Source organism: Phenylobacterium sp., from assembly GCF_004799515.1.
Lineage (GTDB): Bacteria > Pseudomonadota > Alphaproteobacteria > Caulobacterales > Caulobacteraceae > Phenylobacterium.
Map to the genome: position 1 here is coordinate 81,380 of NZ_SSMX01000027.1, position 26,663 is coordinate 108,042.

At 71.1% G+C, this 26,663-nt stretch carries 30 protein-coding genes; 9 read left to right on the top strand and 21 right to left on the bottom strand.

Annotated elements, in window-relative coordinates; genetic code table 11:
- Window positions 1-3 precede the first annotated feature (3 nt).
- Window positions 4-441, top strand: coding sequence for a hypothetical protein (locus tag E8A49_RS12260; RefSeq protein WP_293381272.1), 438 nt, complete (start codon window positions 4-6; stop codon window positions 439-441).
- Here the strand turns inward: E8A49_RS12260 and E8A49_RS12265 are convergent.
- Both E8A49_RS12265 and E8A49_RS12270 read right to left on the bottom strand, forming a co-directional pair.
- The gene (locus E8A49_RS12265) at window positions 438-854 is read right to left on the bottom strand and encodes a DUF1330 domain-containing protein (protein ID WP_293381275.1); all 417 of its coding nucleotides are present in this window, start codon (window positions 852-854) and stop codon (window positions 438-440) included. The genes E8A49_RS12260 and E8A49_RS12265 overlap by 4 nt on opposite strands.
- Window positions 854-1,768 carry a haloalkane dehalogenase gene (locus E8A49_RS12270; protein ID WP_293381278.1) on the bottom strand — a complete coding sequence of 305 codons (915 nt, stop codon included), beginning with the start codon at window positions 1,766-1,768 and terminating at the stop codon, window positions 854-856. Before E8A49_RS12270 ends, E8A49_RS12265 begins: the two co-directional genes overlap by 1 nt.
- A 94-nt stretch (window positions 1,769-1,862) precedes the next feature.
- On the opposite strand from E8A49_RS12270, the gene E8A49_RS12275 reads away from it, so the two are divergent.
- The 5 genes from E8A49_RS12275 (at window position 1,863) to E8A49_RS12295 (ending at window position 6,328) form a co-directional block, all read left to right on the top strand.
- On the top strand, window positions 1,863-2,957 hold the full coding sequence (locus E8A49_RS12275) for an MBL fold metallo-hydrolase (protein WP_293381281.1): 1,095 nt from the start codon (window positions 1,863-1,865) through the stop codon (window positions 2,955-2,957).
- A gap of 12 nt (window positions 2,958-2,969) precedes the next feature.
- Window positions 2,970-4,022 carry a glutathione S-transferase N-terminal domain-containing protein gene (locus E8A49_RS12280; RefSeq protein WP_293381284.1) on the top strand — a complete coding sequence of 351 codons (1,053 nt, stop codon included), beginning with the start codon at window positions 2,970-2,972 and terminating at the stop codon, window positions 4,020-4,022.
- Window positions 4,019-4,621, top strand: coding sequence for a TetR/AcrR family transcriptional regulator (locus E8A49_RS12285; protein WP_293381287.1), 603 nt, complete (start codon window positions 4,019-4,021; stop codon window positions 4,619-4,621). The genes E8A49_RS12280 and E8A49_RS12285 overlap by 4 nt, the downstream gene beginning before the upstream one ends.
- 208 nt (window positions 4,622-4,829) lie before the next feature.
- Window positions 4,830-5,594 carry a response regulator gene (locus E8A49_RS12290; RefSeq protein ID WP_293381290.1) on the top strand — a complete coding sequence of 255 codons (765 nt, stop codon included), beginning with the start codon at window positions 4,830-4,832 and terminating at the stop codon, window positions 5,592-5,594.
- A 32-nt stretch (window positions 5,595-5,626) separates the two neighbouring features.
- Window positions 5,627-6,328 carry a response regulator transcription factor gene (locus E8A49_RS12295; protein ID WP_293381293.1) on the top strand — a complete coding sequence of 234 codons (702 nt, stop codon included), beginning with the start codon at window positions 5,627-5,629 and terminating at the stop codon, window positions 6,326-6,328.
- Between the two features lie 42 nt (window positions 6,329-6,370).
- Here E8A49_RS12295 and E8A49_RS12300 read toward each other — a convergent pair whose 3' ends face one another.
- Complete coding sequence (locus tag E8A49_RS12300; protein ID WP_293381296.1) at window positions 6,371-7,405, bottom strand: AraC family transcriptional regulator; 1,035 nt, start codon at window positions 7,403-7,405, stop codon at window positions 6,371-6,373.
- An 80-nt stretch (window positions 7,406-7,485) separates the two neighbouring features.
- Between E8A49_RS12300 and E8A49_RS12305 the strand changes: the two genes are divergently transcribed.
- On the top strand, window positions 7,486-9,474 hold the full coding sequence (locus E8A49_RS12305; RefSeq protein ID WP_293381299.1) for a PAS domain-containing sensor histidine kinase: 1,989 nt from the start codon (window positions 7,486-7,488) through the stop codon (window positions 9,472-9,474).
- On the opposite strand, the gene E8A49_RS12310 is transcribed toward E8A49_RS12305, so the two are convergent.
- The gene (locus E8A49_RS12310) at window positions 9,447-11,717 is read right to left on the bottom strand and encodes an ATP-binding protein (protein WP_293381302.1); all 2,271 of its coding nucleotides are present in this window, start codon (window positions 11,715-11,717) and stop codon (window positions 9,447-9,449) included. The two genes, E8A49_RS12305 and E8A49_RS12310, sit on opposite strands and share 28 nt — an antisense overlap.
- A 150-nt stretch (window positions 11,718-11,867) precedes the next feature.
- Window positions 11,868-12,413 (bottom strand): MarR family transcriptional regulator, encoded by a 546-nt coding sequence (locus E8A49_RS12315; RefSeq protein ID WP_293381305.1) that lies wholly within the window; start codon window positions 12,411-12,413, stop codon window positions 11,868-11,870.
- Window positions 12,414-12,579: 166 nt separating this feature from the next.
- Here E8A49_RS12315 and E8A49_RS12320 point away from each other — a divergent pair, with 166 nt between their 5' ends.
- A complete protein-coding gene (locus tag E8A49_RS12320) occupies window positions 12,580-12,921 on the top strand; it encodes a hypothetical protein (protein ID WP_293381308.1) in 342 nt (113 codons plus the stop codon).
- Window positions 12,922-12,936: 15 nt separating this feature from the next.
- Here the strand turns inward: E8A49_RS12320 and E8A49_RS12325 are convergent, their stop codons facing one another.
- From E8A49_RS12325 to E8A49_RS12390, 14 genes are all read right to left on the bottom strand, one after another.
- Window positions 12,937-13,395 carry a hypothetical protein gene (locus E8A49_RS12325; RefSeq protein WP_293381311.1) on the bottom strand — a complete coding sequence of 153 codons (459 nt, stop codon included), beginning with the start codon at window positions 13,393-13,395 and terminating at the stop codon, window positions 12,937-12,939.
- Window positions 13,392-13,994, bottom strand: coding sequence for a response regulator (locus tag E8A49_RS12330; protein ID WP_293381314.1), 603 nt, complete (start codon window positions 13,992-13,994; stop codon window positions 13,392-13,394). Before E8A49_RS12330 ends, E8A49_RS12325 begins: the two co-directional genes overlap by 4 nt.
- 1 nt (window position 13,995) lies before the next feature.
- Window positions 13,996-14,376 carry a hypothetical protein gene (locus E8A49_RS12335; protein WP_293381316.1) on the bottom strand — a complete coding sequence of 127 codons (381 nt, stop codon included), beginning with the start codon at window positions 14,374-14,376 and terminating at the stop codon, window positions 13,996-13,998.
- Window positions 14,376-14,948 carry a chemotaxis protein CheD gene (locus E8A49_RS12340; protein ID WP_293381319.1) on the bottom strand — a complete coding sequence of 191 codons (573 nt, stop codon included), beginning with the start codon at window positions 14,946-14,948 and terminating at the stop codon, window positions 14,376-14,378. Before E8A49_RS12340 ends, E8A49_RS12335 begins: the two co-directional genes overlap by 1 nt.
- The gene (locus E8A49_RS12345; protein WP_293381322.1) at window positions 14,945-15,334 is read right to left on the bottom strand and encodes a response regulator; all 390 of its coding nucleotides are present in this window, start codon (window positions 15,332-15,334) and stop codon (window positions 14,945-14,947) included. The genes E8A49_RS12340 and E8A49_RS12345 overlap by 4 nt, the downstream gene beginning before the upstream one ends.
- Entirely contained in the window at window positions 15,334-16,365 is a 1,032-nt protein-coding gene (locus tag E8A49_RS12350) for a chemotaxis response regulator protein-glutamate methylesterase (protein WP_293381325.1), read from the bottom strand. Before E8A49_RS12350 ends, E8A49_RS12345 begins: the two co-directional genes overlap by 1 nt.
- Window positions 16,362-17,252: a protein-glutamate O-methyltransferase CheR gene (locus E8A49_RS12355; protein ID WP_293381328.1), complete on the bottom strand. Its 891-nt coding sequence runs from the start codon at window positions 17,250-17,252 to the stop codon at window positions 16,362-16,364. The genes E8A49_RS12350 and E8A49_RS12355 overlap by 4 nt, the downstream gene beginning before the upstream one ends.
- On the bottom strand, window positions 17,249-17,734 hold the full coding sequence (locus E8A49_RS12360) for a chemotaxis protein CheW (protein WP_293381331.1): 486 nt from the start codon (window positions 17,732-17,734) through the stop codon (window positions 17,249-17,251). Before E8A49_RS12360 ends, E8A49_RS12355 begins: the two co-directional genes overlap by 4 nt.
- A 5-nt stretch (window positions 17,735-17,739) precedes the next feature.
- On the bottom strand, window positions 17,740-19,917 hold the full coding sequence (locus tag E8A49_RS12365) for a chemotaxis protein CheA (RefSeq protein ID WP_293381334.1): 2,178 nt from the start codon (window positions 19,915-19,917) through the stop codon (window positions 17,740-17,742).
- Window positions 19,918-19,931: 14 nt separating this feature from the next.
- Entirely contained in the window at window positions 19,932-20,297 is a 366-nt protein-coding gene (locus E8A49_RS12370) for a response regulator (RefSeq protein WP_293381337.1), read from the bottom strand.
- A gap of 4 nt (window positions 20,298-20,301) precedes the next feature.
- Window positions 20,302-20,625, bottom strand: coding sequence for an STAS domain-containing protein (locus tag E8A49_RS12375; protein WP_293381340.1), 324 nt, complete (start codon window positions 20,623-20,625; stop codon window positions 20,302-20,304).
- Window positions 20,626-20,633: 8 nt separating this feature from the next.
- Window positions 20,634-22,514, bottom strand: a complete 1,881-nt coding sequence (locus E8A49_RS12380) for a methyl-accepting chemotaxis protein (RefSeq protein ID WP_293381343.1) — start codon at window positions 22,512-22,514, stop codon at window positions 20,634-20,636.
- A gap of 123 nt (window positions 22,515-22,637) precedes the next feature.
- The gene (locus E8A49_RS12385; RefSeq protein ID WP_293381346.1) at window positions 22,638-23,225 is read right to left on the bottom strand and encodes an XRE family transcriptional regulator; all 588 of its coding nucleotides are present in this window, start codon (window positions 23,223-23,225) and stop codon (window positions 22,638-22,640) included.
- Window positions 23,226-23,323: 98 nt separating this feature from the next.
- Window positions 23,324-23,632 carry a hypothetical protein gene (locus E8A49_RS12390; RefSeq protein WP_293381349.1) on the bottom strand — a complete coding sequence of 103 codons (309 nt, stop codon included), beginning with the start codon at window positions 23,630-23,632 and terminating at the stop codon, window positions 23,324-23,326.
- A 97-nt stretch (window positions 23,633-23,729) separates the two neighbouring features.
- Between E8A49_RS12390 and E8A49_RS12395 the strand changes: the two genes are divergently transcribed.
- Window positions 23,730-24,824 carry a putative sulfate exporter family transporter gene (locus tag E8A49_RS12395; protein ID WP_293381352.1) on the top strand — a complete coding sequence of 365 codons (1,095 nt, stop codon included), beginning with the start codon at window positions 23,730-23,732 and terminating at the stop codon, window positions 24,822-24,824.
- Window positions 24,825-24,841: 17 nt separating this feature from the next.
- Here the strand turns inward: E8A49_RS12395 and E8A49_RS12400 are convergent, their stop codons facing one another.
- Both E8A49_RS12400 and E8A49_RS12405 read right to left on the bottom strand, forming a co-directional pair.
- On the bottom strand, window positions 24,842-25,186 hold the full coding sequence (locus E8A49_RS12400; RefSeq protein ID WP_293381355.1) for a hypothetical protein: 345 nt from the start codon (window positions 25,184-25,186) through the stop codon (window positions 24,842-24,844).
- Between the two features lie 58 nt (window positions 25,187-25,244).
- Window positions 25,245-26,657 (bottom strand): NAD-dependent succinate-semialdehyde dehydrogenase, encoded by a 1,413-nt coding sequence (locus E8A49_RS12405; protein ID WP_293381358.1) that lies wholly within the window; start codon window positions 26,655-26,657, stop codon window positions 25,245-25,247.
- Window positions 26,658-26,663 lie beyond the last annotated feature (6 nt).

The following is a 26,663-nucleotide window of genomic DNA, read 5'->3' on the forward strand; positions in this document are numbered from 1 at the left end:
GCCATGAGCTTCCTGCCGCCTTCGACCAACGCGGACTATCGCGGCGCGCGGAGCTCGGCCTGGTTCCTGGGCCTCGCCGCCGTCCTGACGCTCGCGCCGGGCCTGATCCACAGCTTCGCGCCCAGCGGCGGCGCGGAGGGCATCGCCGGACTCGACCTCGGCGCCCAGCGCGGCCTGGTGGTCGGCGTCTTCGCCTGGGAAGGCGCGACTCAGCTGGCCCTCGGCCTGGCGATGCTGGCCGTGGCGCTCCGTTACCGCCCGCTCGTCCCGCTGTTCCTGGCGCTGACGATCGTCGAGCGCGGCCTGATGAGCCTGCAGGGCTGGGTGCTGAAGCCGCCAGCGAACGGCCACCATCCGCCGGAGCACTATGCGAGCCCAGTGGCTGTCATCCTGGCGGCGGTGTTCCTGGTCCTGGCGCTCAGGCCGCGGGGCGAGACCTAGGACCCCGCGCCCGGCCGGGTGCGGATGTTGAGCTGGCCCGCCAGACCCGCCTTGCGGTGGTGCTCGATGGCGTGCATCGCCGGCGACATGGCCATCTCGCGGAACGCCGCCAGCGATGGATATTCCGCCAGCGCCACGGCGTCCCACAACTCCTCGACCTCGCCCAGCAGGAGGCCCGTCACCGCGCCGGAATAGCGGATCTGGCCGCCCAGCCCCTCGACCAGCTTGCGCACCTCTTCGCCATAGCGGGCATAGGCCTGGGCGCCGGTCAGGTGGCTGTCGGCGCCGTCGGCGTATTCGGCGCGCGGCTTGAACTTCAGGAGGTTGACCATCACGAACGGTCCGTCCTCGGGATCGCCGAAGAAGGCCATGGCGCGGGCCATGTCCGGCATCACCTCGTTTTCGACCCGCATCAGGCGAACCCCTTCGCGCGGCGCGCCAGAACGCCCTCGATCACCGCGACGATCTCGTCCGGGCTGTCCTCCTGCAGGAAGTGGCCGCCGGAAAGGGTGACATGCGGCTGACCCTTGGCGCCCGGCACGCGCTCCTGGAACGCCTTCTCGCCGCCGCGGGTGACCTGATCGCCGTCGCTGAAGGCGGTGAGGAAGGCCTTGTCGAAAGCCTCCAGCACCGTCCAGGCCGCCTGGTTCTCGGCCACCGAGGCATGCTCCGGCGTCACCGGCACCAGGGTCGGGAACTGCCGCGCGCCGGCCTTGTAGCTCTCGTCCGGGAACGGCGCCTCATAGGCGGCGATCTCGCCGGGCGTCAGGTCCCGCTGCGAGCCGCCGTTCAGGATGAAGCCGATGGGCAGCTCCGGCACGCTCTGGCTGAACGCGCACCAGGCCTTGAAGCCCTCGGTCATGCCGCTGCCGGTCGGCAGGCCGGTGTTGGCCACCACGACGCCGGCGAACCGCTCCGGATAGGCCGCCACCAGGCGCAGCCCGATCAGCCCGCCCCAGTCCTGGCAGAACAGGGTGACGTCCGAGAGCTCCATCTGCTCGAACCACTGGCGCATCCAGGCGACGTGGCGCTCATAGGTGTAGTCCTGCCGCTCTGCCGGCTTGTCGGAGCGGCCGAAGCCGATCAGGTCCGGCGCGATCGCCCGCCGGCCGCCGCCCGCCAGGCCGCCGACGATCTTGCGGTAGAGATAGGCCCAGGACGGCTCGCCGTGCATCAGCAGCACCGGCGCTCCGTCGCCCGGCCCCTCGTCCACATAGTGCAGTTGCAGGGACGTCCCGTCGGGGTCCGCCAGCGTCGCGTAGCGCGGCGCGTAGGGCCAGCCCTCCAGCCCCTCGAACCGCACGTCCGGAGTCCTCAGGACCTGCATGCCGTTTGCTCCCCGATTGACTTGCCGGCGCAGGGGCCGAATATAGTGACAATATGCGTGCCACTATATGGCGCGTCAAGCCGGGGAGGCGTCGATGAAGCGTTGGCGGATGGCGACGCTGGTCGTTGCGGCGGTGATCCTGGCCTTGGCGGCGGGCGCCTACGCCCTGCGCGGGCGGATCGCCATGGCGGTGATGGCCCGGCTCTACGCCCACGCCATGGGCGACGATCCCTACGCCGGGTTGGGCGACGGGCTGCACGTCGGCCTCTGCGGCTCCGGCTCGCCGATGCCGGACCCGACGCGGGCGGGGCCCTGCACGGCGATCCTCGCAGGGCAGCGGCTCTTCGTGGTCGACGTCGGCGCCGGGGCGCAGAAGAACCTGGCGCTGATGAACCTGCCGCCGGGCCGGGTCGAGGCGGTGTTCCTCACCCACTTCCACTCCGACCATATCGACGGCCTGGGCGAGCTGATGCTGCAGCGCTGGGGAACCGGCGCGAACACCTCGCCCCTGCCCGTCTACGGCCCCACCGGCGTCGACCAGGTGGTCCACGGGTTCGAGATGGCCTACGGCCTCGACCAGGGCTACCGCACCGCCCACCACGGCCCGGCGGTCATGCCGCCCTCAGGCTTCGGCGGGACGCCGCATCCCTTCGCCGCCGACCGCAACGGACCCGATGTCGTGCTGATCGACGACGGCGGCCTGAAGGTCACCGCCTTCCCGGTGAACCACCGCCCGGTCGAACCGGCGGTCGGATACCGCTTCGACTACAAGGGCCGCTCGGTGGTGGTCAGCGGCGACACCGCGCCCTCGCCGCGCCTGGAGGCCGCCGCGGCCCACGCCGACGTCCTGGTCCACGAGGGCCTCGCCCCGAACCTGGTGGCCGTGCAGCACGACGCCGCGGTCAAGGGCGGCAAGGACAACCTGGCGCACATCACCCACGACATCCTGTCCTATCACACCACCCCGGAGCAGGCCGCCGCCATCGCCCAGCGGGCGCAGGTCCGCTACCTGCTCTTCACCCACATCATCCCGCCCTTGCCGCTCAGGGCGCTGGAGGGTCCGTGGCTCGGCAGTGCGCGCGACATCTTCCACGGGACCGTCCGTGTAGGCCATGATGGCGACTTCCTGAGCCTGCCGGCGGGATCGACGGAGATCCGCCGCACCGACCGGCTCGCCCAGTTCCGCTAGCGGGGAGCGCAGATGACGACCGATCCCATCGCGCTTTCTGGCGCGCCCGGTTCGCCCTACACCCGCAAGATGCTGGCGGTGCTGCGCTATCGGCGCATCCCCTACCGCTTCCTGCTGCCCAACAATCCGCGTCTGCGCGGCCTGCCGCGGCCCAAGGTGCAGTTGCTTCCGACCTTCTACCTGTCGGATGCGGCGGGCGAGCTGCAGGCGGTGACGGACTCCACGCCACTGATCCGCCGTTTCGAGCGGGAGTATGAAGGCCGCAGCCTGATCCCGCCCGATCCGGCGCTCGGCTTCCTCAACGAGCTGATCGAGGACTACGCCGATGAGTGGCTGACCAAGGCCATGTTCCACTACCGCTGGGCCTACGACGCCGACATCGCCAAGGCCGCGAAGATCCTGCCCTGCTGGCGCGGCTTCAGCGTCCCGGACGACCAGCTCGCCCAGGCCGGCGCCATGTTCGCCGAGCGGCAGATCGGGCGGCTGCGCTACGTGGGCTCCAACCCGGTCACCGGCCCGGTCATCGAGGCCAGCTACCGCCGCTTCCTGGAAGCCTTCGAGGCCCACCTGCGGCTCTATCCCTATCTGATGGGCCAAAGGCCGGGCTCCTGTGACTTCGCCGTCTACGGCCAGCTCACCCAGCTCGTGGACTTCGACCCGACGCCGGCGGCCCTGGCCATCGAAGTCGCGCCGCGGGTCTCGGCCTGGGTCGGGATGATGGAGGACCTCTCGGGTCTGGAGGTCGCCGACGCCGACTGGCTGGAAGCCGGCGACCCGCCCGACACCCTGCGCGCGATCCTGGCCGAGATCGGCCGGACCTACCCGCCGGTCATGCTGGCCAACGCCCGGGCCGTGGTCGCCGGCGCGGCGGAGGTGACCGCGGAGGTCGATGGCCAGGCCTGGACCCAGCAGCCGTTCCCATACCAGGCCAAGTGCCTGGGCTGGCTGCGCGAGGCGCACCGGGGCCTGCCCACTCAGGTCCGTCCGCAGGTGGACGCGGTCCTGGCGGAGGCTGGCCTCTCCACCCTTTTCGCCCAGACTTCCGAAAACAAGATCCCCGCATGAGCCGCGCCCCGGCCGCCCTCGGGTCGGAGATCGACGTCTCCGCCGACGGCCGCCGACGCCGCGGCCAGGACAACCGCGCCCGCATCGTGGCGGCCATGCTGGAGATCATCCAGGCCGGCGACCTGACCCCCAGCGCCGAGCAGGTCGCCCAGCGCGCCGACGTCGGCCTGCGCACCGTCTTCCGCCACTTCCAGGACATGGACAGCCTGTTCCGCGAGATGTCCGTGGTGATCATGGGCGAGCTGCAGCGCGCCGCCGAAACGCCGTTCCGCTCCGCCGATTGGCGCGAGCGGGTGGTCGAGCTGGTGGAGCGGCGCGGTTGGGCGTTCGAGCGGGTGGGCCCGTTCCTCAGCGCGGCCACCCTGATCCGCCGCCGCTCGAAATATATGGACGTCGACCATGCCCGCCTGGTCGCCGCCCTGCGCGAGATCCTCGAGCAGCAGCTGCCGGCCGACGTGGCCCGCGACAAAACGAAGCTGGAGGCCCTTGACCTGCTGCTCAGCTTTGAGGCTTGGTCACGCCTGCGCCGCGAGCAACGCCTCTCGGCCGCGCAGGCGCAGGCGACCCTGGAAGCCACGGTCCGCCGGCTGCTGGACTAGGGCGCGCGCGCCGCACAGCAGGCGCCGGCGCCTATGGCTGTCCCGTATAAGCAAACTTCTGTCCCCCAAAAACAAGCTCGGCCGCCGTTAACCATCTAGGGGAGACGCGCCGAATCACCCCCGCGGGGATTGAGCGCAAGGGCGTCGCCGTCCTGCTCTTTCACTGGGTGCTTCGCTTTCGAAAACCCTAGTGAAACCGACGCCTGTAATGCGCCCAGAATTTCTTCGCGACCATATTTCATCCGTAAGTTCAGCGACTTCCGCTGAAGCCGGCGCCGACCAGGCGGCGCGCGACCTCTATGAGCTGCTCGCCGTCATCATGGGCGTCTGCGAGTCCCTGGCCGACGGACTGGCCGAGGCGCCGCAGCACGCCGAGCTGGCCCGCGTCGGCCGCCTGGCCGCCGACCGCGCCGCCGGCCTGGTGGCGAACCTCAAGGTCCCGGAGCCCGCCGGCCCGCCCGCGGCCGCCGAGGCCGACCTCGCCGCGCCCTCCGCCGCACCCGTCCGCAAGGTGCTGCTGGTCGAGGACGACCCCGACCTCCTGATGCTGCTCACCGCCGCCTTCGCCCGCGAGGGCTTCCAGACCTACAGCGCCAAGAACGGCCGCATCGGCATCGAGATGCTGCGCACCCTCAAACCCGACCTGATGGTCACCGACATCGTCATGCCGGAGATGGAGGGCATCGCCGCCATCCTCGAGGCCCGCCGCTCGTCGCCCGCCACCAAGGTCATCGCCATCTCCGGCGGTGGCCACTACGGGCGCAGCCAGAACTTCCTGGTCTGGGCCCACGAGCTGGGCGCCGACGAGGTGCTGGCCAAGCCGTTCCGCATGTCCTCGCTGATCACCGCCGCCCGCGTGGTGCTCGACCGCCGCCCGCCCGACCCGGGAAAGCCCGTCCGGCAACCCGCCGCGCCCCAAACCGCCGCCAACGACGAAACCGCCCTTCCGGCGGAAGTCGTCGCCCGCCGCTGATCCCCGCCCATACCTGTCCGGAGAAGTCCAAGATGCGTGTCCTGCTGATCGAAGACGACCGCGCCGCCGCCCGCAGCGTCGAGCTGATGCTGACGGCGGAGAAGTTCAACGTCGAGGTGACCTCGCTCGGCGAAGACGGCGTCGACCTGGCCCAGACCTATGACTACGACCTGATCCTGCTCGACCTCGGCCTGCAGGACATCAGCGGCATGGACGTGCTGCGCACCCTGCGCCGCGCCGGCTGCAAGACCCCGGTGATCATCCTGACCGGCTCGGCCGACGTGGCGGTGAAGGTGCGCGCCTTCGCCGGCGGCGCCGACGACTATGTGGTCAAGCCGTTCCACAAGGACGAGCTGGCCGCCCGGCTGCGCGCGGTGATCCGCCGCTCCACCGGCCACGCCGATTCCACCATCACCATCGGCGACATCACGCTGAACCTCGACGCGCGCACCGTCTGGGTGAAGGGCGTGCGCGTCCACCTGACCCGCAAGGAGTACCAGACCCTGGAGCTCCTGGCGCTCCGCAGCGGCAAGGTCCTGCACAAGGAGGTCTTCCTCACCAGCCTCTACGGCGGCATGGACGAACCCGGCGGCAAGATCATCGACGTCTTCATCTGCAAGCTGCGCCAGAAGCTGGCGTCGGCCACGGACCGCCCGCACATCGAGACGGTCTGGGGCGGCGGCTATGTGATGCGCGATCCGGACGAGGCGCCGGTCCAGCAGGCGGCGGCCTAAGTCCCCGCCATGACGCCCCGGCGATCCTCCGCCGCCCCGCGGTCAGTTGGCCAGCGCCGGCGTCCGGGACGCCTGGGGCCGCGCCATCTGGCCGCCCAGGGCGCGGTACTGGCTGGCCGTGGTGTTGAACCGCCGCCGGAACCAATGGCCAAAGGCGCTGAGGCTGGAAAAGCCCAGCATCTCGGCCACGTTCTGCAGTGGCCGTTCGCTGCTGGCCAGCAGCGAGGTCGCCAGTTCCCCGCGGGCGTTCTCCAGGATCTGCGAGAAGGACGTGCCCTCCGCGGCCAGCCGGCGGTGCAGGGTGCGCCGCTCGATCCGCATCGACTCCGCCACCCGCTCGACGGTCGCCGTCCCGCTGGGCAGCAGCAACAGCACCTGGTCCATGACCCGGCTGCGCAGGCTCTGGCTACGGCCATCGGCGAGGTGCTCCAGATAGCGGGTCAGGTGCGGGGCCATGCCGGGGTCGCCGACCACGTTCGGCTTGTCGAGGTCGGCCCGCTCGAACACCAGGCCGAAGATGTCCTGCTCATAGAGCGGGGTGACGCCGAACAGCTTCCGCTGCGCCTCGATGTTGCGCGGCGCGGCGTGCAGGAAGCGGATCTCCAGGGGCTTCCAGCCCGGCCCGCGCAGGGTCCGCAGCAGGCGGAAGGCGATGGCCATCAGGAGCTCGCTCGCCTGGCGCCCGCGCCAGCCGATCAGGCCGAAGATCACCATCGCCTCCTCGCCCTGCTCCTCCAGCCGGATGCTGAGCGCCTCGTTCTGCAGCCAGGCGTATTCGCTGAGCATCTCCAGCGCCTTGCGCGTGGTGGGCTGGTTGCGCAGCGCCAGGCCGATGACGCCCATGGTCGACAGGCTGCGCTCCGTGGCCATGCGCAGCCCGAAGTCCTCGGCGCCGGACCGCTCGGCGGCCATTTCGATCAGCTGCGACATGGCCGCCGACGCCACCAGCATGTCGGGATCGCTCAGCGCCGCGCGCGGCACGCCGGCCTCGGCGGCCAGGCGATAGGGATCGAGGCCCAGCGACCGGGCGACGTCCACGAAGCCGGTCAGGCCGGCGCTGCGTCCAAGTTGCGACATGCGGCCCCCGCCGATGTTCCGCGTTCAGTGAACCGCCGAATGTCCCGGGAAATCAAGCCCACCCCGGAGCCCATCCAGCCATGATCCCGCCCGCGCCCCAGGACGACGCCCCCGCCGCTGCGTCGGTACGCCGCAACACCGCGCGCCTCGCCGAAGAGGCGCGCCAGATGCACGAGCTGTTCGACCAGGCGCCGGGCTGCATGATCGTCTTCACCGGCCCCGACCACGTGATCGAGATGGCCAACCCGGCCCACCTCGCCTTCACTGGCCTCTCCCGGGACATCATCGGCAAGCCGGCGCGCGAGGCGATGCGGCGGGGCTATTCGCGCGGTTTCGGCAAGCTCCTGGACCAGGTCTACCGCGACGGCCGCTCGCTGGTGATCCGCAACACCCGCCTCCTGGTCACCCGCGTCCCGGGCGGCCCCGACGAGGAGGCCTTCGCCGACTTCGTGCTGCAGCCCATGAAGGACGCCTCGGGCGCGACCTACGGGATCTTCTGCCAGGGCCACGAAGTGACGGTGGAGAAGCTGGCCGCCGACGAGCTGCGCGCCAGCCGCGAGCAGCTGCGCATCGCCCTGCAGGCGGCCCAAGCGATCTTCGACAACTCCCACGACGTGATCTGCGTGGTCGGCGCCGACGGCCTTTTCCGGCAGGTCAACAAGCACGCCGAGCGGCTTTGGGGCTATCGGCCCGAGGAGATGATCGGGCGCTGCTACCTGGACTTTGTCCACCCCGAGGACCGCGAGACGGGCTCGGCGCTCGGCAAGCGGCTTATGGCCGGCGAAGCGGTGAAGCCCTTCACCAACCGCCATCTGCACAAGGACGGCACGGCCATCCCGGTGATGTGGTCGGCGGTGCGCTCGAAAACGGGCGACGCGGTGATCAGCATCGGCCGCGACATGCGCGAGCACCTGGCCGCCGAGGAGAAACTGCGCCAGGCCCAGAAGATGGAGGCCATCGGCCGGCTGACCGGCGGCATCGCGCACGACTTCAACAACCTCCTGGCCGTGGTGATCGGCAGCGCCGAGAGCCTGGCCGACAGCCTGGAGGACCGGCCGGAGCTGCGCTCGGTCGCCTGCCTGGCGCTGGACGCCGCCGAGCGCGGCGCGGAGCTGGTAAGCCGCCTCCTGGCCTTCGCCCGCAGCCAGCCGCTCGCCGCCCAGGCTCTCGACTGCGGGGCGTTCCTCGCCAACCTCTCGCCGATCCTGGAACGGACTCTGGGCGCGGGCATCGCGGTGGAGCTGGAGGTCGCCGAGCCCGGTCTCTTCTGCCGGGCCGACCGCACCCAGTTGACCGCCGCCCTCCTGAACCTCTGCATCAACGCCCGCGACGCCATGCCGGCCGGCGGACGGCTGACCATCGGCGCGGCGCGGCAGGCGGCGGCGGAGCCCGGCGGGGCGGAGATGGCGGTGCTGTCGGTGCGGGACACCGGCGAAGGCATGACGCCCCAGGTCCACGCCCGGGCGCTGGAGCCCTTCTTCACCACCAAGCCGGAGGGCCTGGGTTCGGGCCTCGGCCTCAGCATGGCCCACGGCTTCGCCACCCAGTCCGGTGGACGCCTCGAGATCGACTCCGAGCCCGGCCGCGGGACTGAGGCGCGGCTTTGCCTGCCGCTGACCGCGGCGCCGACGGCGGCCGCCGAGCCGGCCCTGTCCGCCGGGATCCCGCCGCAGCGCCGCGCCCGCCACGTGTTGCTGGTCGAGGACGACGACCTCCTGTGCGAGCAGGTCCGGCGCCAGCTCACCGGCCTGGGCCTGCGGGTCACCGCCCATCGCGACGGCCGTGACGCCCTGCGGCGGCTGAGGGCCGGCGCGGACATCGACCTCCTGATGACCGACGTCGTTATGCCGGGCGGCCTGAACGGGCGCCAGCTCGCCGAAGAAGCACGCCGGCTGAACCCGGCTTTGCGGATCCTGTTCACCTCCGGACACACCGACGAGCCGGCGACGGGCGCGCTGCCCCTGGACGCCCGCGCGGCCTTCCTGCCCAAGCCCTACCGGCGCGCGGAGCTGGCCCGCAAGCTCGCCGAGGCGTTCGGCGATCAGCCCGTGGCCGCCATCGGCGGCTGAAGCTCGGGCAGGGTCACCGCCGTCAGGATGGCGGCGAACAGCGCCTCGACGTTGATCGGCTTGGAGACCACCTCGTTCATGCCGGCGGCGCGATAGCTGGCCACCTGGTGGATCATGGCGTTGGCGGTGATCGCGATGATCGGGGTCGGCGCGCGGCCCAGCTCCGCCTCCCGGGCGCGGATGCGCCGCGTCGCGGTCTGGCCGTCCATCTGCGGCATCTGCACGTCCATCAGGATCACGTCCCACTCGCCGTCTTCCCAGGCGTCGAGCGCTTCCTGGCCATTCTCGACGACGGTGGGCTCGATCCCGATCTGCGCCAGGAGGGCCTTCAGCACCATCTGGTTGACCGGATTGTCCTCGGCGGCCAGCACGCGCAGCGGGGCGCTGGCGGCGGCTTCCAGCCCGCCCTGCGCTGTGGCCAGGTCCGACGCGCCGGGCGCCAGCGGCAGCTCGACGCTGAAGCTGCTGCCGCGGCCCGGCGTGCTGCACACCGTCACCTCGCCCCCCATGGCCCGGGCCAGTTGGCGGCAGAGCGCCAGGCCAAGCCCCGCGCCGCCATAGCGCCGGGTCATCGAGGAATCGCCCTTGGCGAAGGTCTCGAACAGGTCCGCCACGCGGTCCGGGGCGATGCCGATGCCGGTGTCGCGCACTTCCAGCCGCACGCCGCCCGCCATGCGCGAGACCCTGACCAGGACCTCGCCCTCGTGGGTGAACTTCAGCGCGTTGGAGACCAGGTTGCCGAGGATCTGCCGCACCCGTCCGGCATCGGCGCTGTAGCGGCCGCAGATGGCGGGATCGACGTCGAGCAGGAAGGTGAGCCCCTTGGCCGCGGCCTCGGCGACATGGGCCGTGTAGACGCCCTCCACCAGCGCCCGCAGGTCGCAGTCCTCGCGCACGATCTGCAGGCCGCCGGCCTCGATGCGCGACAGGTCGAGCAGGTCGTCGACGATGGTCAGGAGCGCCGCGCCGCTTTCGCTGATCACCCGCAGCCTCTGCCGCTGCAGCTTGGACAGCGGGTTCAGCGCCATGGCCTGCGCCATGCCCAGCACCCCGTTCAGCGGCGTACGGATCTCGTGGCTGATCACCGCCAGGAAGTCGCTCTTGGCGCGGTTGGCGATCTCGGCGGCTTCCAGGGCCTCGCGCTGAGCGCGGGCGGCGCGTCGGGCTTCGGTGACGTCCACATAGGTCGCCAGGCACAGGCTCCAGGGCGCGGCCTGGTCGGGGGCGATGCGGTAGTGGACCTCGACCTCGAGGATCGTCCCGTCGGCGCAGACCAGCTCGGCCGGAAAGATCGGCAGGACGCCGTCCTCGTCGATCGCGTCCAGCGCCCGGCAGAAGGCGTCAAGGGAGGCCTCGGTGAAATGCGGGCCCGCCAGCCGCTCGCCGCAGAGGTCGACGGCCACCTGGTTGGCCTCGAGCAGGCGGATGTGGCCGAAGACCTCGTCCATTGAGCCGACCCGCTGACGCAGCCGCGCACCGAGGCCCGCGCCCGCCAGCTTGCCGTGGGCCTCCAGCGCCTCGTAGAGCGGCTGGGCGTCGAAACAGACCCGCGCCATCGGGCTGTGATGGAAGATCATCCGCCAGCGCTGCCGGCCGGCCTGCGCCTCATGGCCGGCGGAGACCGCCAGCGCCCCGCTGCGCGCGACGTTGTCGAGGGCGGCCTTCAGCGCCAGGCCGCGGGCGTAGAAGGTCCCGGCCATGCGCACGATGAAGACGATGAAGGCGACACCCGCGAAGGCCATCAGCGGGATGTCGGTGGCCGCGATACGGTAGCCGGCGAACCCCGCCAGGAAGGGCCCCACGATCAGCATCACCGCGCCCGGGCTCACCAGGGTCGCGGTGGCGAGCCGCGAACCGCAGCACATCATCGCGTTGTTCAGGCAGACCGCGCACAGCACCAGCACCGCCTCGGCCAGGTGGATCGGCGAGGCCGGCTGGACCAACAGCAGGGCCACGGCCGCGAAGCTGGCCGCGGTCGCCAGATGACCGGCGGACACCAGGGCCACGGCCCGCCAGGTCCGGGGCCGGCGCAGCAGCCAGCCGCTCAACCGGCTGTCCGCCACGCTCATCGCCAGGGTGACGGCCAGCCAGGCCAGCACCAGGTGGTGGGCGGCGCCCAGCCACGACAGGCCCGCGACCATCGTGGCCTGGGCGTTGCGGGTCCAGACGCTGCGCGCCCGCCAGGCCAACGCCCGCTCGAACGGGTCGCAGGCGGCCGCAGTCGGGACCGGAACGGCGCTCACGCGTGCGACCCGTCGGCGAAAGGGGCCAGGCAGGGACGCAGCTTGCGGAACACGACGGATCTCCGGGAGGATTCCCGGCGAATCTCGTTCCTTCCCGATAATTCATCGTTAAAAGTGGGAATTAATGGGAATCACCCAAGCTTCGCCGGCTCAGGGCGGCGTGGTGCGGCCGAAGGTCAGCAGGTCCATGGCCAGGGAGTCCGTGCCGGTGAGCCGGTGAAGGACAACCTGCAACAGGCGGGCGAGGTCGCGCAGGCGATCGGGATCGACGTCCGCAAGCAGGGCCGCGTTCAGATCCTTGAGGACCGCGACCGCCTTGCGATAGATCGCCTCACCCTCCGTGGTGAGCGACAGGTTCACCTGCCGCCGGTCGTGCTCAGGCGTCCAACGGCGGACGACGCCGCGCCGCACCAGCTGGTCGACAGCGCGCGTCAGGGTGGTCCGCTCGACGGTCGAATAGCGCGCCAGCGAGCTCATGGTGCAGACCTCCAGCCGCCGGATGATCGCCATGGACCGCCATTGCGCGATGTTCAGGCCGCTGGGCTCCAGGATCCGGTCGAAGTGCAGGTCCCGCTGCCGGGCCGTCTGGAACAGCAGATAGAAGAAGTATTCCGGCGCCCCGAGCGGAAACTCCCCCTCGGGATCGACCGAGTTGTCGGGCAGGCGGGGCGGCTTCGATCTGGGTGCGGACGGCATCCGGTCACTGAGGCGGATTCCAGCAAGCGGCACAATGTGCAATTCGGATAGTTCGTTATGCAATATGTGCAAATGCACATTTTTAGCTTCAATTAACCGCGGCCACCTATGCCCACGCCCAGGGCGCGCCCGAGCCCGCCTGCTACCCCAGCGAGAGACCCCCGTCGTGCGTGAGACCCTGGCCGTGGCCGATGACGAACCTCAGCACGCGTTGTGCGCCTTGACCGCCGACGTAGAGGCGTCGCTGGCGCTGAGCCGTGCGGTGCTGCTCGCGCTGGCCGCGTTGTCGCCCGCCGCCGGCGAGGCCGCCGAGGCCGCTCTGGAAACCGAGGCCGAACGCGCCCAGGGCCGCGCCGCGCCGCAACGGACCCTGGACGTCGTCGAGGACGCCCGCGCCCGCCTGCAACGCGCGCCCGTCGAGGCGCGGATGGGCCGCGCCCTGCAACAGGCCCTGGTCACCGCCGCCGAAGCCCTGCCGGAACGCTCCGCCGACCGCCGCGTCGCCTGAACGCACTGACGCGATCTAGAGATCGGCGGGCGTGAAGCGCGCCCGCACCTTGCGCAGGCCGTCCAGGATGACCGTCGCGCCTTCGGTCCGGCCGCCGGCCAGCAGGCGGATGCCGTCCACGTGCACCTCCACCGCCGACCAGTTCACGGGCTCCCCGTCGCGGAAGCCCTGCAGCAGGTCGCAGAGGCTGCAGGCCGCCTCGGCCAGGGCGTCCAGGTCGTAGACGCCGGCCACGCCGAAGATGGCGTTGCCGAGGTTGTAGAGCCCCTCCAGGATGTCCGGCGCGCCGCGGTCGCCGCCGGCAAGCGCGCTGAGCTGCTCGGCCTTCAGCGGCAGGGCCGCCACGCAGCGTTCACGCACCGACTCGATACGCTGCTCGGCGCCCTTCACGGCCTCCTCGACGGTCTTGCCGCCGGGCTCGCGGGCGATCCGCGCGAGCTTGTTCTCCACACTGAAAACCCTTGCGAGCGTCATCGCGCCACCGCCTTCGGTTGGAACAGGGCGTCGATCTCGTCCTGTTCGAGATTTGGGGTCTTGGCCGCGCCGATCTCCACCGACAGGTCGTCGTGGCGGCGGCCCTTCATGCCGACCGGCGGACCCAAGGACCGGACCCGGCGGTCGGGGCCGCAATAGCCCGGCGAAGTCACGAAGGCGCGCGGATCGCTGAGCAGCCAGACGATCCGCTGCATCATGATCATCGGCGGCACGGGCTTGCGCACCACGAAGCTCGCGCCCGCGTCGCGGCCGCGGAAGATCTGCGAGGGCGTGGTGTGGCCGGTGACCAGTATGGTCGGCGCCCAGGCGTTGGGCGAGCCGCAGCGGCGCAGCCAGTTGATGAAGTCGTAGCCGTCCGTGTCGGCGAGCTGGCTGTCGACCACCGCCAGGTTCAGCTCCCGCTCGCCCACCACCGTCATGGCCTCCGCGCCTGAGGCGCAGCGCCGCGGGGTGTGCACGCCGAAGCCGGCGAACATCTGCACCAGGATCTCCAGCCCGTCGGCGTCGCCGCCGACGATCAGCACCTCGGCGGTGGACAGGTTGACCCGCTCCTGGCGGCGGAACGGCAGGGCCGACACCTCAGGCCTCGAAGAGCTGCAGCTCGCCGCCGGCGTCGGAGTCGGCGGGCGCGGGCGTATGCGGGCCGGTCAGGCGGCGCGCTTGCTCGGCCAGGGTCAGCTCCATCACCGCGGCGTAGACGTCGGTCATCACCTCCTCCGGCGCGGCGTCGGCCAGCGCGCGCAGGAAGGCGGCCATGCCCTCCAGGCGCTGGCTCAAGAGGTCGGCGGCCTGGGCCTCGACGAGGAATTCCACGTCGGGAACACCCCGAGTCTCGGTCAGCCGGCCGATGGCCCGCTGCAACTGGTCGCCCAGGCGCGCCAGGTCGGCCAGCTCGATGGCGGCCAGGCGCAGGGGCTCGGCCAGGGGACGCAGCGCCAGGCCGTCTCGGACGATGGACATCAGAACAGCTCCAAGGCGCCGGCGTCCTCGGGGACGGCGACCGGCGGCGGACGCTCGGCGGCGAACACCTGCGAGCCGGCCGCCTCCAGCAGCGCCTGGCGCGCGCGGCCGCTCACCGGCCAGTACTGGATGCGCCGGGCGCGCTGCCCGCGCAGCGAGCCGCCGGCCGAAGTCAGGCCCTCGTCGCGCAGGAAGCGCTCGGCGAAGGCGGCGTTCTGCGAGCCCACGTCGGTCAGCCCGTCGATCAGCCGCGCACCGCCGAACAGCTTGACCTCCAGCCGGTCGCGCCGGGCGCCGCGCCGCAGGAGCGCGTTGACCAGCAGCTCCATGGACTGGACGCCATAGCGCAGGCCCTCGCCGCCACTCTCGCCGGGCAGCAGGAAGTGGTTCATCCCGCCGACGCCCGCCACCGGATCGCGCACGCAGGCGGCCACGCACGAGCCCAGGATCGTGGTCAGCACCAGGTCCGGGTCGTCGGACACATAGAACTGGCCCTGGATCACATGGACCTTGCGCGGCTCCGACCCGTGGGCGGGCCGTTCCGGCTCCCAGGCGGGCGCGGCCAGGTTCATTGCAGGATGCCGAAGACCGCTTCGATCTTCTCCTTCAGCGTCGCCACCGTGAACGGCTTGACGAGGTAGTTGTTGACCCCGAACTGCACGGCGCGCTGCACCAGGTCCTTGTCGGCCCGGCCGGTCAGCATGATGAAGGCGGTCTTCTGGATCGGCGGGTGGGCGCGCACGGCGCGCAGCAGACCCAGGCCGTCCAGCTTGGGCATGTTGAAATCGGAGATCACCAGGCTGATGGGCCGCGACAGCATCTGGCGCAGGCCCTCCTCGCCGTCCACGGCCTCGTGGATGGCCTTGAAGCCCAGCTCCTGCAGGCCGCTGCGGACGAGCGAGCGGATGGTCTGCTGGTCGTCGACGACAAGGCAAGTGATGGTCGCAGCGGCTGGCATCAGCGCGGCCCTTCCCGGTTGGTGAGTTGACGGATGGCGGGCGAGATCTTCTCCAGCGGCAGCTGGCGCTCGACCGCGCCGAGTTCGAAGGCGGCCCGGGGCATGCCGTAGACCACGCAGGTGGCCTCGTTCTGGCCCAGGGTGCGGCCGCCTGCCTCGCGGATCGACAGCAGGCCGCGGGCGCCGTCGCGGCCCATGCCGGTGAGGATCACCCCCAGCGCGCGGGCCTTGGCGGTGCGCGCCACCGACTCGAACAGTCTGTCCACGGACGGACAGTGCCCGCTCATCGGCGGACCGGGGACGACGCGGCAGCGCAGGTGCGTCATGCCGTCGACCTCCAGATGGCTGTCGCCGCCGGGGGCCAGGAACACCTTGCCCGGCGCCAGCGGATCGCCGTCGCGGGCTTCGCGCACCTCGGCGGCGCAGGCGCGGTTCAGCCGCTCGGCGAAGCTCTTGGTGAAGGTCGCCGGCATGTGCTGGGTGATCACCGTCGGCGCGCAGTTGGCCGGAAACCGCTCGACCAGGGCCAGCAGGGCCTCGACCCCGCCGGTGGACGAGCCGATCGCCACGAGGCTGTCGCCGGGCGCGAAGGCGGAGTCGGGCTCGGCGGCGTGGGCTGTAGGCCGCTTGGCGCAGCGCGGGCGTACTTTGGCCTGGGCCGCGGCGCGGACCTTTTCCGGCAGGACCTCGAGGGCGTGCGGCGTGCCGGCCGCGGGCTTGGCCACGCAGTCGACGGCGCCCAGCTCAAGCGCCGCGAGCGTCGCCTCCGCCCCGCGGGTGGTGAGCGTCGAGACCATCACCACCGGCATCGGCCGCAGCCGCATGACCCGCTCCAGGAAGTCGAGGCCGTTCATGTTCGGCATCTCGACGTCCAGGGTGATGACGTCGGGGTTCAGCGCCTTGATCGCCTCGCGCGCCTGCAGCGGATCGGCGGCTTCGCCGATCACCTCGATCTGCGGATCGGCGCTCAGCGCCTGGGCGATCAGCCGGCGCATGGTGGCGGAATCGTCGACGATCAGGGTACGGATCATCGCGCCATCTCCCGCGTCAGGCGGTAGGTGGTGACGCCGTCGGGCTGGAAGCAGGCCGCCGCGGGCCCCGCGACCCGCTCGGAGTGGCCGATGTAGAGCGCGCCGCCCAGCGGCAGCAGGGGCGCGAACCGGCTCCACAGCCGCGCCTGGGTGTCGTCGTCGAAGTAGATCGCCACGTTGCGGCAGAAGATGGCGTCGAAGCGGCCCTTCATCGGCCAGCCGCCGATCAGGTTGAGCTCGTTGAAGCTGATCAGGGCGCGGGCCTCGTCGGCGATGCGCACATCGCCCGGCCGGCCGGCCGCGGGCGCGGTCCAGCGGCGGCGCAGGTCGTCCGGCATCCCGGCCAGCAGCGAGGGGCCGTAGACGCCGGCGCGGGCCTCCGCGACCATGTTGGGGTCGATGTCGGTGGCCAGGATCTTCACGTCCAGGTTCGCCGCGTCGGGCGCCAGCGACAGGACGGTCATGGCCATGGAATAGGGCTCTTGGCCGCTGGAGCAGGCCGAGGACCACAGCCGCACCCGCCCGCCGGCCCGCGCCGCGGCCAGCAACGGCGGCAGCACCTTGTCGCGCAGATGCTCGAAGTGGTGCGGCTCTCGGAAGAAACGGGTGACATTGGTGGTCAGCGCCGCCAGCATCTTCTGGCGTTCGTCCACGCCGTCTTGTCCCGCCACCAGGGCGCAATAGTCCTGGAAGCTGGTGAGGCCGAGCGCGCGCAGGCGCTTGGCCAGGCGCGAATAGACCAGCGTCGCCTTGGTCTCGTGAAGGGCGATGCCGGCGTCGCCGTGCGCCATGGCGGCGATCTTGCGGAAGTCGTCCTCGGTGAAGACGAACTCGCCGTCCACCATCGGCTGGGCGGCGCGGGACTTCAGGGCGGGCAGCGCGCTCATGCGGCCTCGAGCTCCAGATCCGGCAGCACGCGTTCCAGGCCGATCAGGCTGATCATCCGTCCGTCCACGGCCAACAGGCCGCGCACGAACATCTTGGCGGTGTCGGAGGCGACATCCGGGGTCGGCTGGATGACGTCGTCGGTGACCGTCAGGATGTCGGACACCGCGTCGACCAAGAGGCCCACGATCTGCTCGCCGATCTGGGCCACGATGATCACATGGCGGTCGGAGGTCTCGGAGCCCTCGAAGCCCAGCCGCGCGGCCAGGTCGACGATCGGCAGCACAGCGCCGCGCAGGTTGATCACGCCACGGACGAAGGCCGGCGACTGCGGCAAGGCCGTGGCCGCCGTCCAGCCGCGGATCTCGCGCACCGCCATGATGTCCACGCAGAACTCCTGGGCGCCGATGCGGAAGGAGATCAGCTCGCGCAGGCCGCCGCCAAGAGCATTGGGGGCGGCCGCATTCGGGGTCGTCTGGGTCATGGAGGTCAGCCTGTTGCCGCCAGGCGCTTCTCAGCGCGGAGGGAATCGGCGCCGCGGGAGACCGCGACGATAGTGTCGATGTCGAGGATCAGCGCCACGCGCCCGTCGCCCAGGATGGTCGCCGCCGCCACGCCCGGCACCTGCCGGTAGTTGGCCTCCAGCGACTTGATCACCACCTGGCGCTGGCCCTGGATGGCGTCGACCAGCAGGGCGGCGCGCGCGCCGCCCTCGCCCTCGATCAACAGGGCCACGCCTTGCGTCGCATCGAGCGGCGTCGTGCGGTAGCCCAGGGCCATGCCCACGTCGATCAGCGGCGTGTAGCTGTCGCGGATGGCGATCACCCGGGCGTGGCCGCCCAGGCTGTGCACGTCCCCGGCCTTGGGGAGCAGGGTCTCGACGATGGCGGTGATCGGGGCGACCAGGGTCTGGCCCTGCACCGAGACCACCATGCCGTCCAGCACCGCCAGCGTCAGCGGCAGGCTCATGGTGAAGGTCGAGCCCTTGCCGGGCCGCGAGGCGATGGCGATGCGCCCGCCCAGCGCCTGGATCGAGCGCTTGACCACGTCCATGCCGACGCCGCGGCCGGAGATGTCGCTGACCGTGCTGGCCGTCGAGAACCCCGGCATGAAGATCAGGTTGTCGATCTCCTCGTCGGAGAGCGCCGCGTCGGCCGCGATCAGCCCACGCTCGGCGGCGATCGACTTCACCCGCTCGCGGTTGATGCCGCCGCCATCGTCGGCGACCTCGATGACGATGCGGCCCGAACGGTGCGCGGCGGTGAGGCGCACGACGCCCTCCGCCGGCTTGCCCGCCGCCTCGCGCTTCTCCGGGCTTTCCAGCCCGTGGTCGATGGCGTTGCGGATCATGTGGGTCAGCGGGTCGGCCAGGCGCTCGATGACCGTCTTATCGACCTCGGTGCCCTCGCCTTCGGTCACCAGGCGCACCGGCTTGCCGGTCATGGCCGCGACCTCGCGGACCAGGCGCGGCATGCGCTGGAACACCGACTTCACCGGCTGGGCGCGGATCGCCATGACGCTGTCCTGGATCTCGCGGGTGAGCTGCTCCAGCTCGTCGAGGCCCATGGCCACGCCGGAGGCCCGCGCGAAGCCGGCCTCCATGACCCGTTGCGACAGCATCGCCTGGTTGATCACCAGCTCGCCGACCAGGTCGATGAGCCGGTCGACGCGTTCCAGGTCGACGCGGATGGTGGCGCCGGCCTCCGGCTTGCGCGACGGACCCTGACCATCTTGGGGGGACGGTTCGGCCAGGGTCGCCGCGGCGGCCGGGGCCGGCGCGCCGGACGGGACCTCGGGCGGCGCTTGGGGGGCCGCCGCCGCTTGCACCCGCGCCAGGAGGACGCCGATGTCGAGGTTTCCGTCGGGTTCTGTGGTGGGGATCTCAGGTTCGCCAAGGTCCGCCGGGGCGCCCGCGGAGCCGCCGTCGGCCACGATCGGCTCGACCTCCAGCTCGCAGTCGCCGTCGACGAATTCGAAGACCTCGCGCACCGCCGTCTCGTCGGCGTCGCCGGTCAGGGTCACGGTCCAGGCGAGGTAGGCCGCCTCGGGGTCGAGGTCGGCCAGGTCCGGCAGGCCGCTGTCGTCCAGCGCCACCTCCGTCTCGCCCAGGCGGCCGAGTTCGCGCAGCAGGAGCGCCGCCTCGTTGGCCTTGGCGTAGAGGTCGGCGCGCGGCTTGAAGCGCACCCGCCAGCCGGCGGTGGCCGGCGCCGCCGGCGCGGCGGCCGAGAGCGGCTGGAAGCTGAAGTCGCCCCAATCCTCCTCGGACTCCGACGTATCCCCGCCTTCCGGACCCAGGGCCTTCAGTTCCTCGGCCAGTTCGGCGGTGTGGGCCTCGTCGATGCTGGAGCCGTCGTGGGCCGCCCGCACATGGTCGGCCAGCACGTCGGCGGCGCGCAGCAGGGTCTTCACCACCCCGTCGCTGGAGGCCAGGCGGCCGGAGCGCATCTCGTCAAGCGAGGTCTCGAAGACGTGGGCGAAGCGCACCAGGGCCTCGAGGCTGAAAGCCCCGGCGCCGCCCTTGATCGAGTGCACCGCGCGGAAGACGGCGTTGATCGTCTCGGAGTCGGCGTCGCCGGCCTCCATGGCCAGGAGGCCGCTCTCCAGCTCGGCGAGCTGTTCCTCGCACTCCTGGAAGAAGGTCTCGCGGATTGCCGCTAGGGGATCCATGGTCGGGTCCAGGCTCAGGCGGCGACGCGGCGGATCGCGTCCACCAGCTTCACGGGGTTGAAGGGCTTGACGATCCAGCCGGTGGCGCCGGCCATCCGTGCACGGTTCTTCTTCTCCGCGTCGCTCTCGGTGGTCAGCACCAGGATCGGGATGCCGCGATGCTCCGGATCGCTGCGGACCTCCTCGATGAAGCCGAAGCCGTCCATGCGCGGCATGTTGATGTCGGTGACGATGACGTCGGGGGTCTCCGCCCCCAGCACCTCCAGGCCGTGGACCCCGTCTTCGGCCTGCAGCACGCGGTAGCCGGCGTCGCTGAGCGCCAGGCGCAGCATCTCGCGCATGGTCCGGGAGTCGTCGACGGTGAGAACGGTCTTGCTCATGGGGTCAGTCCTGCAGGGGCGCGAAATCGGAGGGCGTGAGCGCGTCGGCGACGAGGTCGGGACAGCCCATCAGCCGGACGGCGTCGGCGAATTCCTCGGAGGCCGTGGCGATCCGCCAGTCGCCGCCGTCGGCGGTCCAGGCGGCGCGGGCCGCCAGCAGCACCTGCAGGCACTGCCCGCCCAGCCGGCGCACGGCGGAGGCGTCGAGGCTCAGGGCGCTTCCGCGGGCGGCGAGCAGTTGGGCCTTCAGAGGGCTCGCCGCCGTCATGTCCAGGCTCTCCGCCAGGATCAGGCTCGTCGCGCCGGGGGTTTGGGACAGGTCCGTCATCGGAGGCCTCAGAACTCGTCCCAGCTGTCAGGCTGGGCCTGGTGAGTGGTCTTCAGGGCGGTCACCGGACGGTGGACGGGCTGCGGCGCAGGCGCGCTCGCCGGTGCGTTGGCGGCCTTGGGCTGAGCGCCGAGTTCGAAGCGGGCGATGAGGCGGGCGAGGGTGTCGGCCTCGCTGGTCAGCGCATGGGAGGCGGCGGTGGCCTCCTCGACCATGGCGGCGTTCTGCTGGGTCACCTGGTCCATCTGGTTGACCGCGGTGTTCACCTGCTGGAGGCCGGTGGACTGCTCCTCGGCGCTGGCGGCGATCTCGGTGACCACCCCGTTGATCTGGGTCACCTGGGCCACGATCCGCTCCAGGACCTTGCCGGTCTCGCCCACCAGGTTGACGCCGCGGTCCACCTGTTGCGACGAGGCCGAGATCAACGCCTTGATCTCCTTCGCAGCGTCAGCGGAACGCTGGGCCAGGGCCCGCACCTCGGAAGCCACCACGGCGAAGCCGCGGCCGGCGTCGCCCGCCCGGGCGGCTTCGACGCCGGCGTTCAGCGCCAGGAGGTTGGTCTGGAAGGCGATCTCGTCGATCACCCCGATGATCTGGCTGATCTGCTGGGCGGAGGCCTCGATCTCGCTCATGGCGGCCACCGCATCGCGCACCACCACGCCGGAGCGCTCCGCATCGGCCCGCGCCGAGCCCACCGCGTCGCGCGCCTGGCCGGCGCCCTCGGCGGTCTTGCGCACCGTGGCGGTGATCTCGTCCAGCGCCGCGGCGGTCTCTTCGAGCGAGGCCGCCTGCTGCTCGGTGCGGCGCGACAGGTTGTCGGAGGCCTGGCTGATCTCGGTGGAGGCGGTGCGCACCCCGGCCGAGTTGGCCGCCACCTCGGCGATGGTGGCCTGCATCTGCTGCATGGCCGCGTTGAAGTCGGCGCGCAGCTTCTCGTAGGCCGCGGCGAAGGGCTCGGAGAGGCGGAAGGTCAGCACCCCGCCGGCCAGCCGCTCCAGGCCCTGGGCGAGGCCCTCGACGACCTGCGACTGCTCCGCCGCCGTGGCCGCGCGCTCGGCTTCCTGCACCTTGCGCGCCTCTTCCGCCGCGCGGCGCTGCTCGGCGGCTTCCGCTTCCAGGCGGACCTTCTCGATGGCCGCGTCCTTGAAGGTCTGCACCGCGCCGGCCATCCGGCCGACCTCGTCCTTGCGGCCCACCGCCGGCACGTCCACCGCGTGATCCCCCGAGGCCAGCTTGCCCATCGCCTCGGTCATCGCGCTGATCGGAGACGCGATCGCCCGGCTCAGCAGCCAACCCATCAGCATCGACAGCAGAATGGCCAAGGCTCCACCGATCGCCAGCGTCGCCACGGCCACGGTCTGGGTGTGCGCCTGCTGGGCGGCGCGGGCCTTCAGCGTCTTGCCCTCCTCGTCCTCGTAGGTCTTGAGCAGGGCGCGGATCTTGTTCAGCCGGCCCTTCTTGCCGAGGTCGACAAGGGCGGCCTGGTGGGTAGCCGGGTCGGCCGCCATGCGGATCTGGCCGTCCTGGTCGATGAAGATGCTGTCGACCTCCGCCTTGATCGGCTGGGTCCGGGCGGAATCCTCCGGCGCGGCCTTCATCCAGCCGGCCATGCTGGCGCGGTACTTGGTCTGCGCGCCGTCCACGGCCTTCAGGAACGACGTGTCGCCGGTGATGGCGAAGCCGCGTACGCCGTTCTGCCGCTCGATGATCTGCAGCTCCACATCGTGGGCGGCTTCGAGCTCGGCCACCTCGGCGTCGTTCTGGGCGACGGCGGTGCGGATGCTCTGCAGGTTCAGGAACAGGCCGGCGCCCATCACGGTGACGATGGTCACCACGCCGGCGAAGCCGAGGGCGAGTTTCTTGCCGATGTTCAGGTCGTTCAGGGACATGGGAGGTCTCGAAAGGCGGTCCGTCCGCTCGACGGAGGTCGCCCCATTCATTCCCAAATCTGTCTGAAATATTGGTAAATGATGGGAAACTGAGAATATTTCCCATCGCTCGGCCGAGGCCCCTCAGCCGGCTTGCGGGCCCTCGCCGGCGGCGACCAGCAGCGCCTTGGCCGGCCCCTTGGGCGCCAGCAGGAGATAGCCGGAGGCGGCGTCGAAATAGACCCCGTCGCCCGCAGCCAGGGTGAGCGGCGCATAGAGATGGCTGTGGAACTCCACCGCGCCCTCCAGCACCAGCAGATAGGCCTCGCCCTCGTGGACCACGGGCGGGCCATGCGCCTCGCGCGTCCCGGCGGTGACGGCGAGCACCAGGGGCGAGAAGCTCTTGGACAGCAGGTCCGCCGCGGCGCGCCGCCCCGACGCGGCGCCCAGGCTGACGCCCTCGCCTTCGCCCGCCCGGGTCACCGAGCGGCGGCCGGAAGGCGCCGCGGCGCTCTCGGCCTCGCGGGCCATCAGCCCTTCGAGATCGACCTCCAGGGCCCGGCACAGCCGCACCAGCTTGTCGTAGTTCAGCGCGTTCTGGCCCAGCTCCACCCGCGACAAAGTCGAGATCGGCACGCCGCTCTGTTCACTGAGGGTCGCCAGGCTCCAGCCGCGCGCCAGCCGCAGCTTGCGGATCGCCATCCCGGTCTTGTCCGATAGTCGCGAACGCATTCCCGCCAATTTCCCAAGCCCGTGAGTCGGCGGCGGAAGCCTAGGGTGATTTCCCGGCGCGCGCGACCGGTTGCGGACCCCAGGCGCGGGGTCAGGGTTCAGGCGGTGACGTTCAGCCGTTGTCCGAGGCCGGAGGATGTCTGGACCGCGGCCGGCGAGGCCGCGCTCGCCGACACGTTGGCGAACGCGCCGCCAAAGGTCACCGCCGGGGTCTGGTCGTTGGAGGAAACCGGTTTCGTCTGGCCGGGCTTGGGCGGCTCGTCCTTGGCGTCGACGCCGTAGGGGCCGGCTTTGGGGTCGGACGGGTCGATGTGCTTTTTGGCTTCGTCGACCTGCTGGCAGTTCTTGCAGGAAAAGCCATTGACGATCACCGGCGTCGGATAGTTCACGGTGCTGACGGTTGTCATCGCGCGTCCTTCTGACCGCCCTTCGGCCTCGCACCCTATTCGCGAAGCTGAACAATTCGGTTACTGGGCGCGCACAGCAGATGCGGAACGAGGCGTCATGATCATCCGGGATATCGACACCGACGCCCACGCCGCCCACGAGATGTTCCAGTCCTTCGAGGGCATGGAAGGCCTGCCGGTCGCGGCCCCGGCGCGCAAGCAGCTCAGCATCGAAGGCTTCGCGCGCTCCGTCTATCCGGGCCTCCTGGTGGCGATCACCATCGCGCTCGCCGCCGACTGGCTGGCCGGCCACTACAAGGCGCCGGTGATGCTGTTCTCGCTGCTGTTCGGCATGACCTTCCACTTCCTGCACGAGGAAGGCCGCTGCGTGGCCGGGATCGAGTTCGCCTCCAAGGCGGTGTTGCGGACCGGCGTGGCCCTGCTGGGCGCGCGGATCACCGCCCAGCAGATCGCAGCCCTTGGCCCCGTGCCCATCGCCATGGTGGTGGCCGGCGTCACCACCACGGTGCTGATCGGCCTGTTGCTGGCCCGCGTGCTGGGCCTCAGCCGCTCTTTCGGGACGCTGTCGGGCGGCGCGGTCGGCATCTGCGGCGCCTCGGCGGCGCTCGCCATCGCCTCGGTCCTGCCCAAGACCAAGGAGAGCGAGCGCGACGTGATCCTGGCCGTGGTGGTGGTCACCGGCCTCTCGACCATCGCCATGATCCTCTATCCGATGCTGGTCACCGCCATCGGCCTGGACAACCAGCGCGCCGGCTTCTTCCTGGGCGGCACCATCCACGACGTGGCCCAGGTGGTGGGCGCGGGCTACACCATCTCCCAGAAGACCGGCGACATCGCCACCTATGTGAAGCTCCTGCGGGTGGCCATGCTGCTGCCGGTGGTAGGGACCATCGCGCTCGTCCTGTCGCGCGGCGCGGGCGGGCTGAAGAGCGCCAAGGTGCCGCTGCCCTGGTTCCTGTTCGGCTTCGCCGCCCTGGTGGCGATGAACAGCCTGGGCTTCCTGCCCAAGGCCGCCGTCGACGGCGCCACCGACATCTCCCGCTGGTGCCTGGTGGTGGCGATCGCCGCGCTCGGCATGAAGACCTCGTTCAAGGCCCTGATCGCCGCCGGCTGGCGGCCGATCGCAGTCATGGTGCTGGAGACCGCCTGGATCGCGGGCCTGGTGCTGGCGGTGGTCGAGTTCGCGACCTGATCCGAGCCGCGGAATGCTTATCCGCCCCACTCGGCGACCTGGGCCTGGGCGTGCAGGGTCTTGCAGGCGCCCTTCAGCCGCAGCTGGTGATAGTCCAGACAGCGAAAAGCGGCGTCGCCGGTCTTGCCGGCGCAATAGGTCTTCAGTTCTTCCGAACAGACGTTGAGCACCACATGGCGCAGGGTCTGGGCCTCGGTCTGTTCCCTTTGCTGGAAGGGCTCGCCTAGTCCGCCGGCCGCCGATCCATGGCTGGTTGGGGGCATGCCGCCGGTCCCACCGACACCCGGCGGACCGCCCACCTGCGCCAAGGCGCCGGCGCCGAAGGCGAGGAGGGCGATGGCGAAGGGCAGGACAAGCTTCATCCCTGCAAGCCTGTCCCCGGTGTTTTTCGCAATTGTTGCAGCCCGACGCCGCCCCGCCTTACTCCGCGCCGCCCTTGGGCCGCGGCTCCGCATGCACCAGCACGGTCTTGATGTTCACGAACTCGTGGATGCCGAAGTCGGCGCATTCGCGGCCGTAGCCGGAGTGCTTCACCCCGCCGAACGGCAGGCGCGAGTCGGACCGGACGTTCTGGTTCACGAAGCTCATGCCGGCCTCCAGCTCCTCGGTGGCGATGCGCTCGCCGCGGGCCAGGTCGCCGGTCAGGACGCCGGAGCCCAGGCCGAAGGGGCTGTCGTTGGCGATGCGGATGGCGTCGGCCTCGTCCTTGGCCTCGATCACCGCGGCGACCGGGCCAAACACCTCGTCGTCGTGCGCCGGCATCCCGGCCTTGACCCCGCCCAGCACCGTGGCCGGATACCAGGCGCCGGGCTTGTCGGGGACCTCGCCGCCCAGCAGGACGCGGGCGCCCTTGGCGACGCTGTCCGTGACCTGCTTGTGGATGCCGTCGCGGGCCGCGACGCTCTCCATCGGACCGAGCCTGGTCGCCTCCTCGCGGGGGTCGCCCATCTGGAAGGCTCCCATGGCCTTGACCAGTTCCTGCTCGAAGGCCTCGCGCACCTCGGCCACCACGATGAACCGCTTGCCGGCGATGCAGCTCTGGCCGCCGTTGACCATCCGCGCGGCGGCGGCGATCTCGGCGGCGGCGGGGATGTCGGCGTCCTCCAGCACCAGATAGGCGTCGCTGCCCCCCAGCTCGAGCACGCATTTCTTCAGGACGCCGCCCGCCTGGCTCGCCACCTGCTGGCCCGCGCCGACGCTGCCGGTCAGGCTGACGGCGGAGATGGCGTCGTCTTCGATCACCGCGCGCACCTCGCGGCTGGGGATCATCAGGGTGCGGAAGACGTCCTTCGGGAAGCCCGCCTCGCGGAACACGTCCTCGATGGCCAGAGCGCAGCCCGGCACGTTGCTGGCGTGCTTCAGCACCGCGGTGTTGCCGGCCATCAGCGTCGGCGCGGCGAAGCGGAACACCTGCCAGAAGGGGAAATTCCACGGCATCACCGCCAGGATGGTCCCCATGGGCCGGAACGCGACCTTGGCCTTTGGGCCGCCCATGTCGATCGGCCGCTCGGCCAGGAAGGCCATGGCGTGCTCGGCGTAGTAGTCGCAATGGGCGGCGCACTTCTCGACCTCGGCGCGGCCCTCGGTCAGGGTCTTGCCCATCTCCTCGGTCATCAGCCGGCAGAACTCCGCCTGGCGGGCGCGCAACACCGCGCCGGCCCGGCGCATCATCCGCGCCCGTTCGGCCAGGTCGGCGGTCCGCCAGCCCGCGAAGGCCTCGCGGACGCGCCGGGCGATGGCCAGCGCCTCCTCCGTCGTGTGGCCGGGATAGCTACGGCCCGGCGTGGCGGTGGCCGGATCCGTGGCCTGGAAGGTGGGTTGCCGCATGTCCATGGTCTG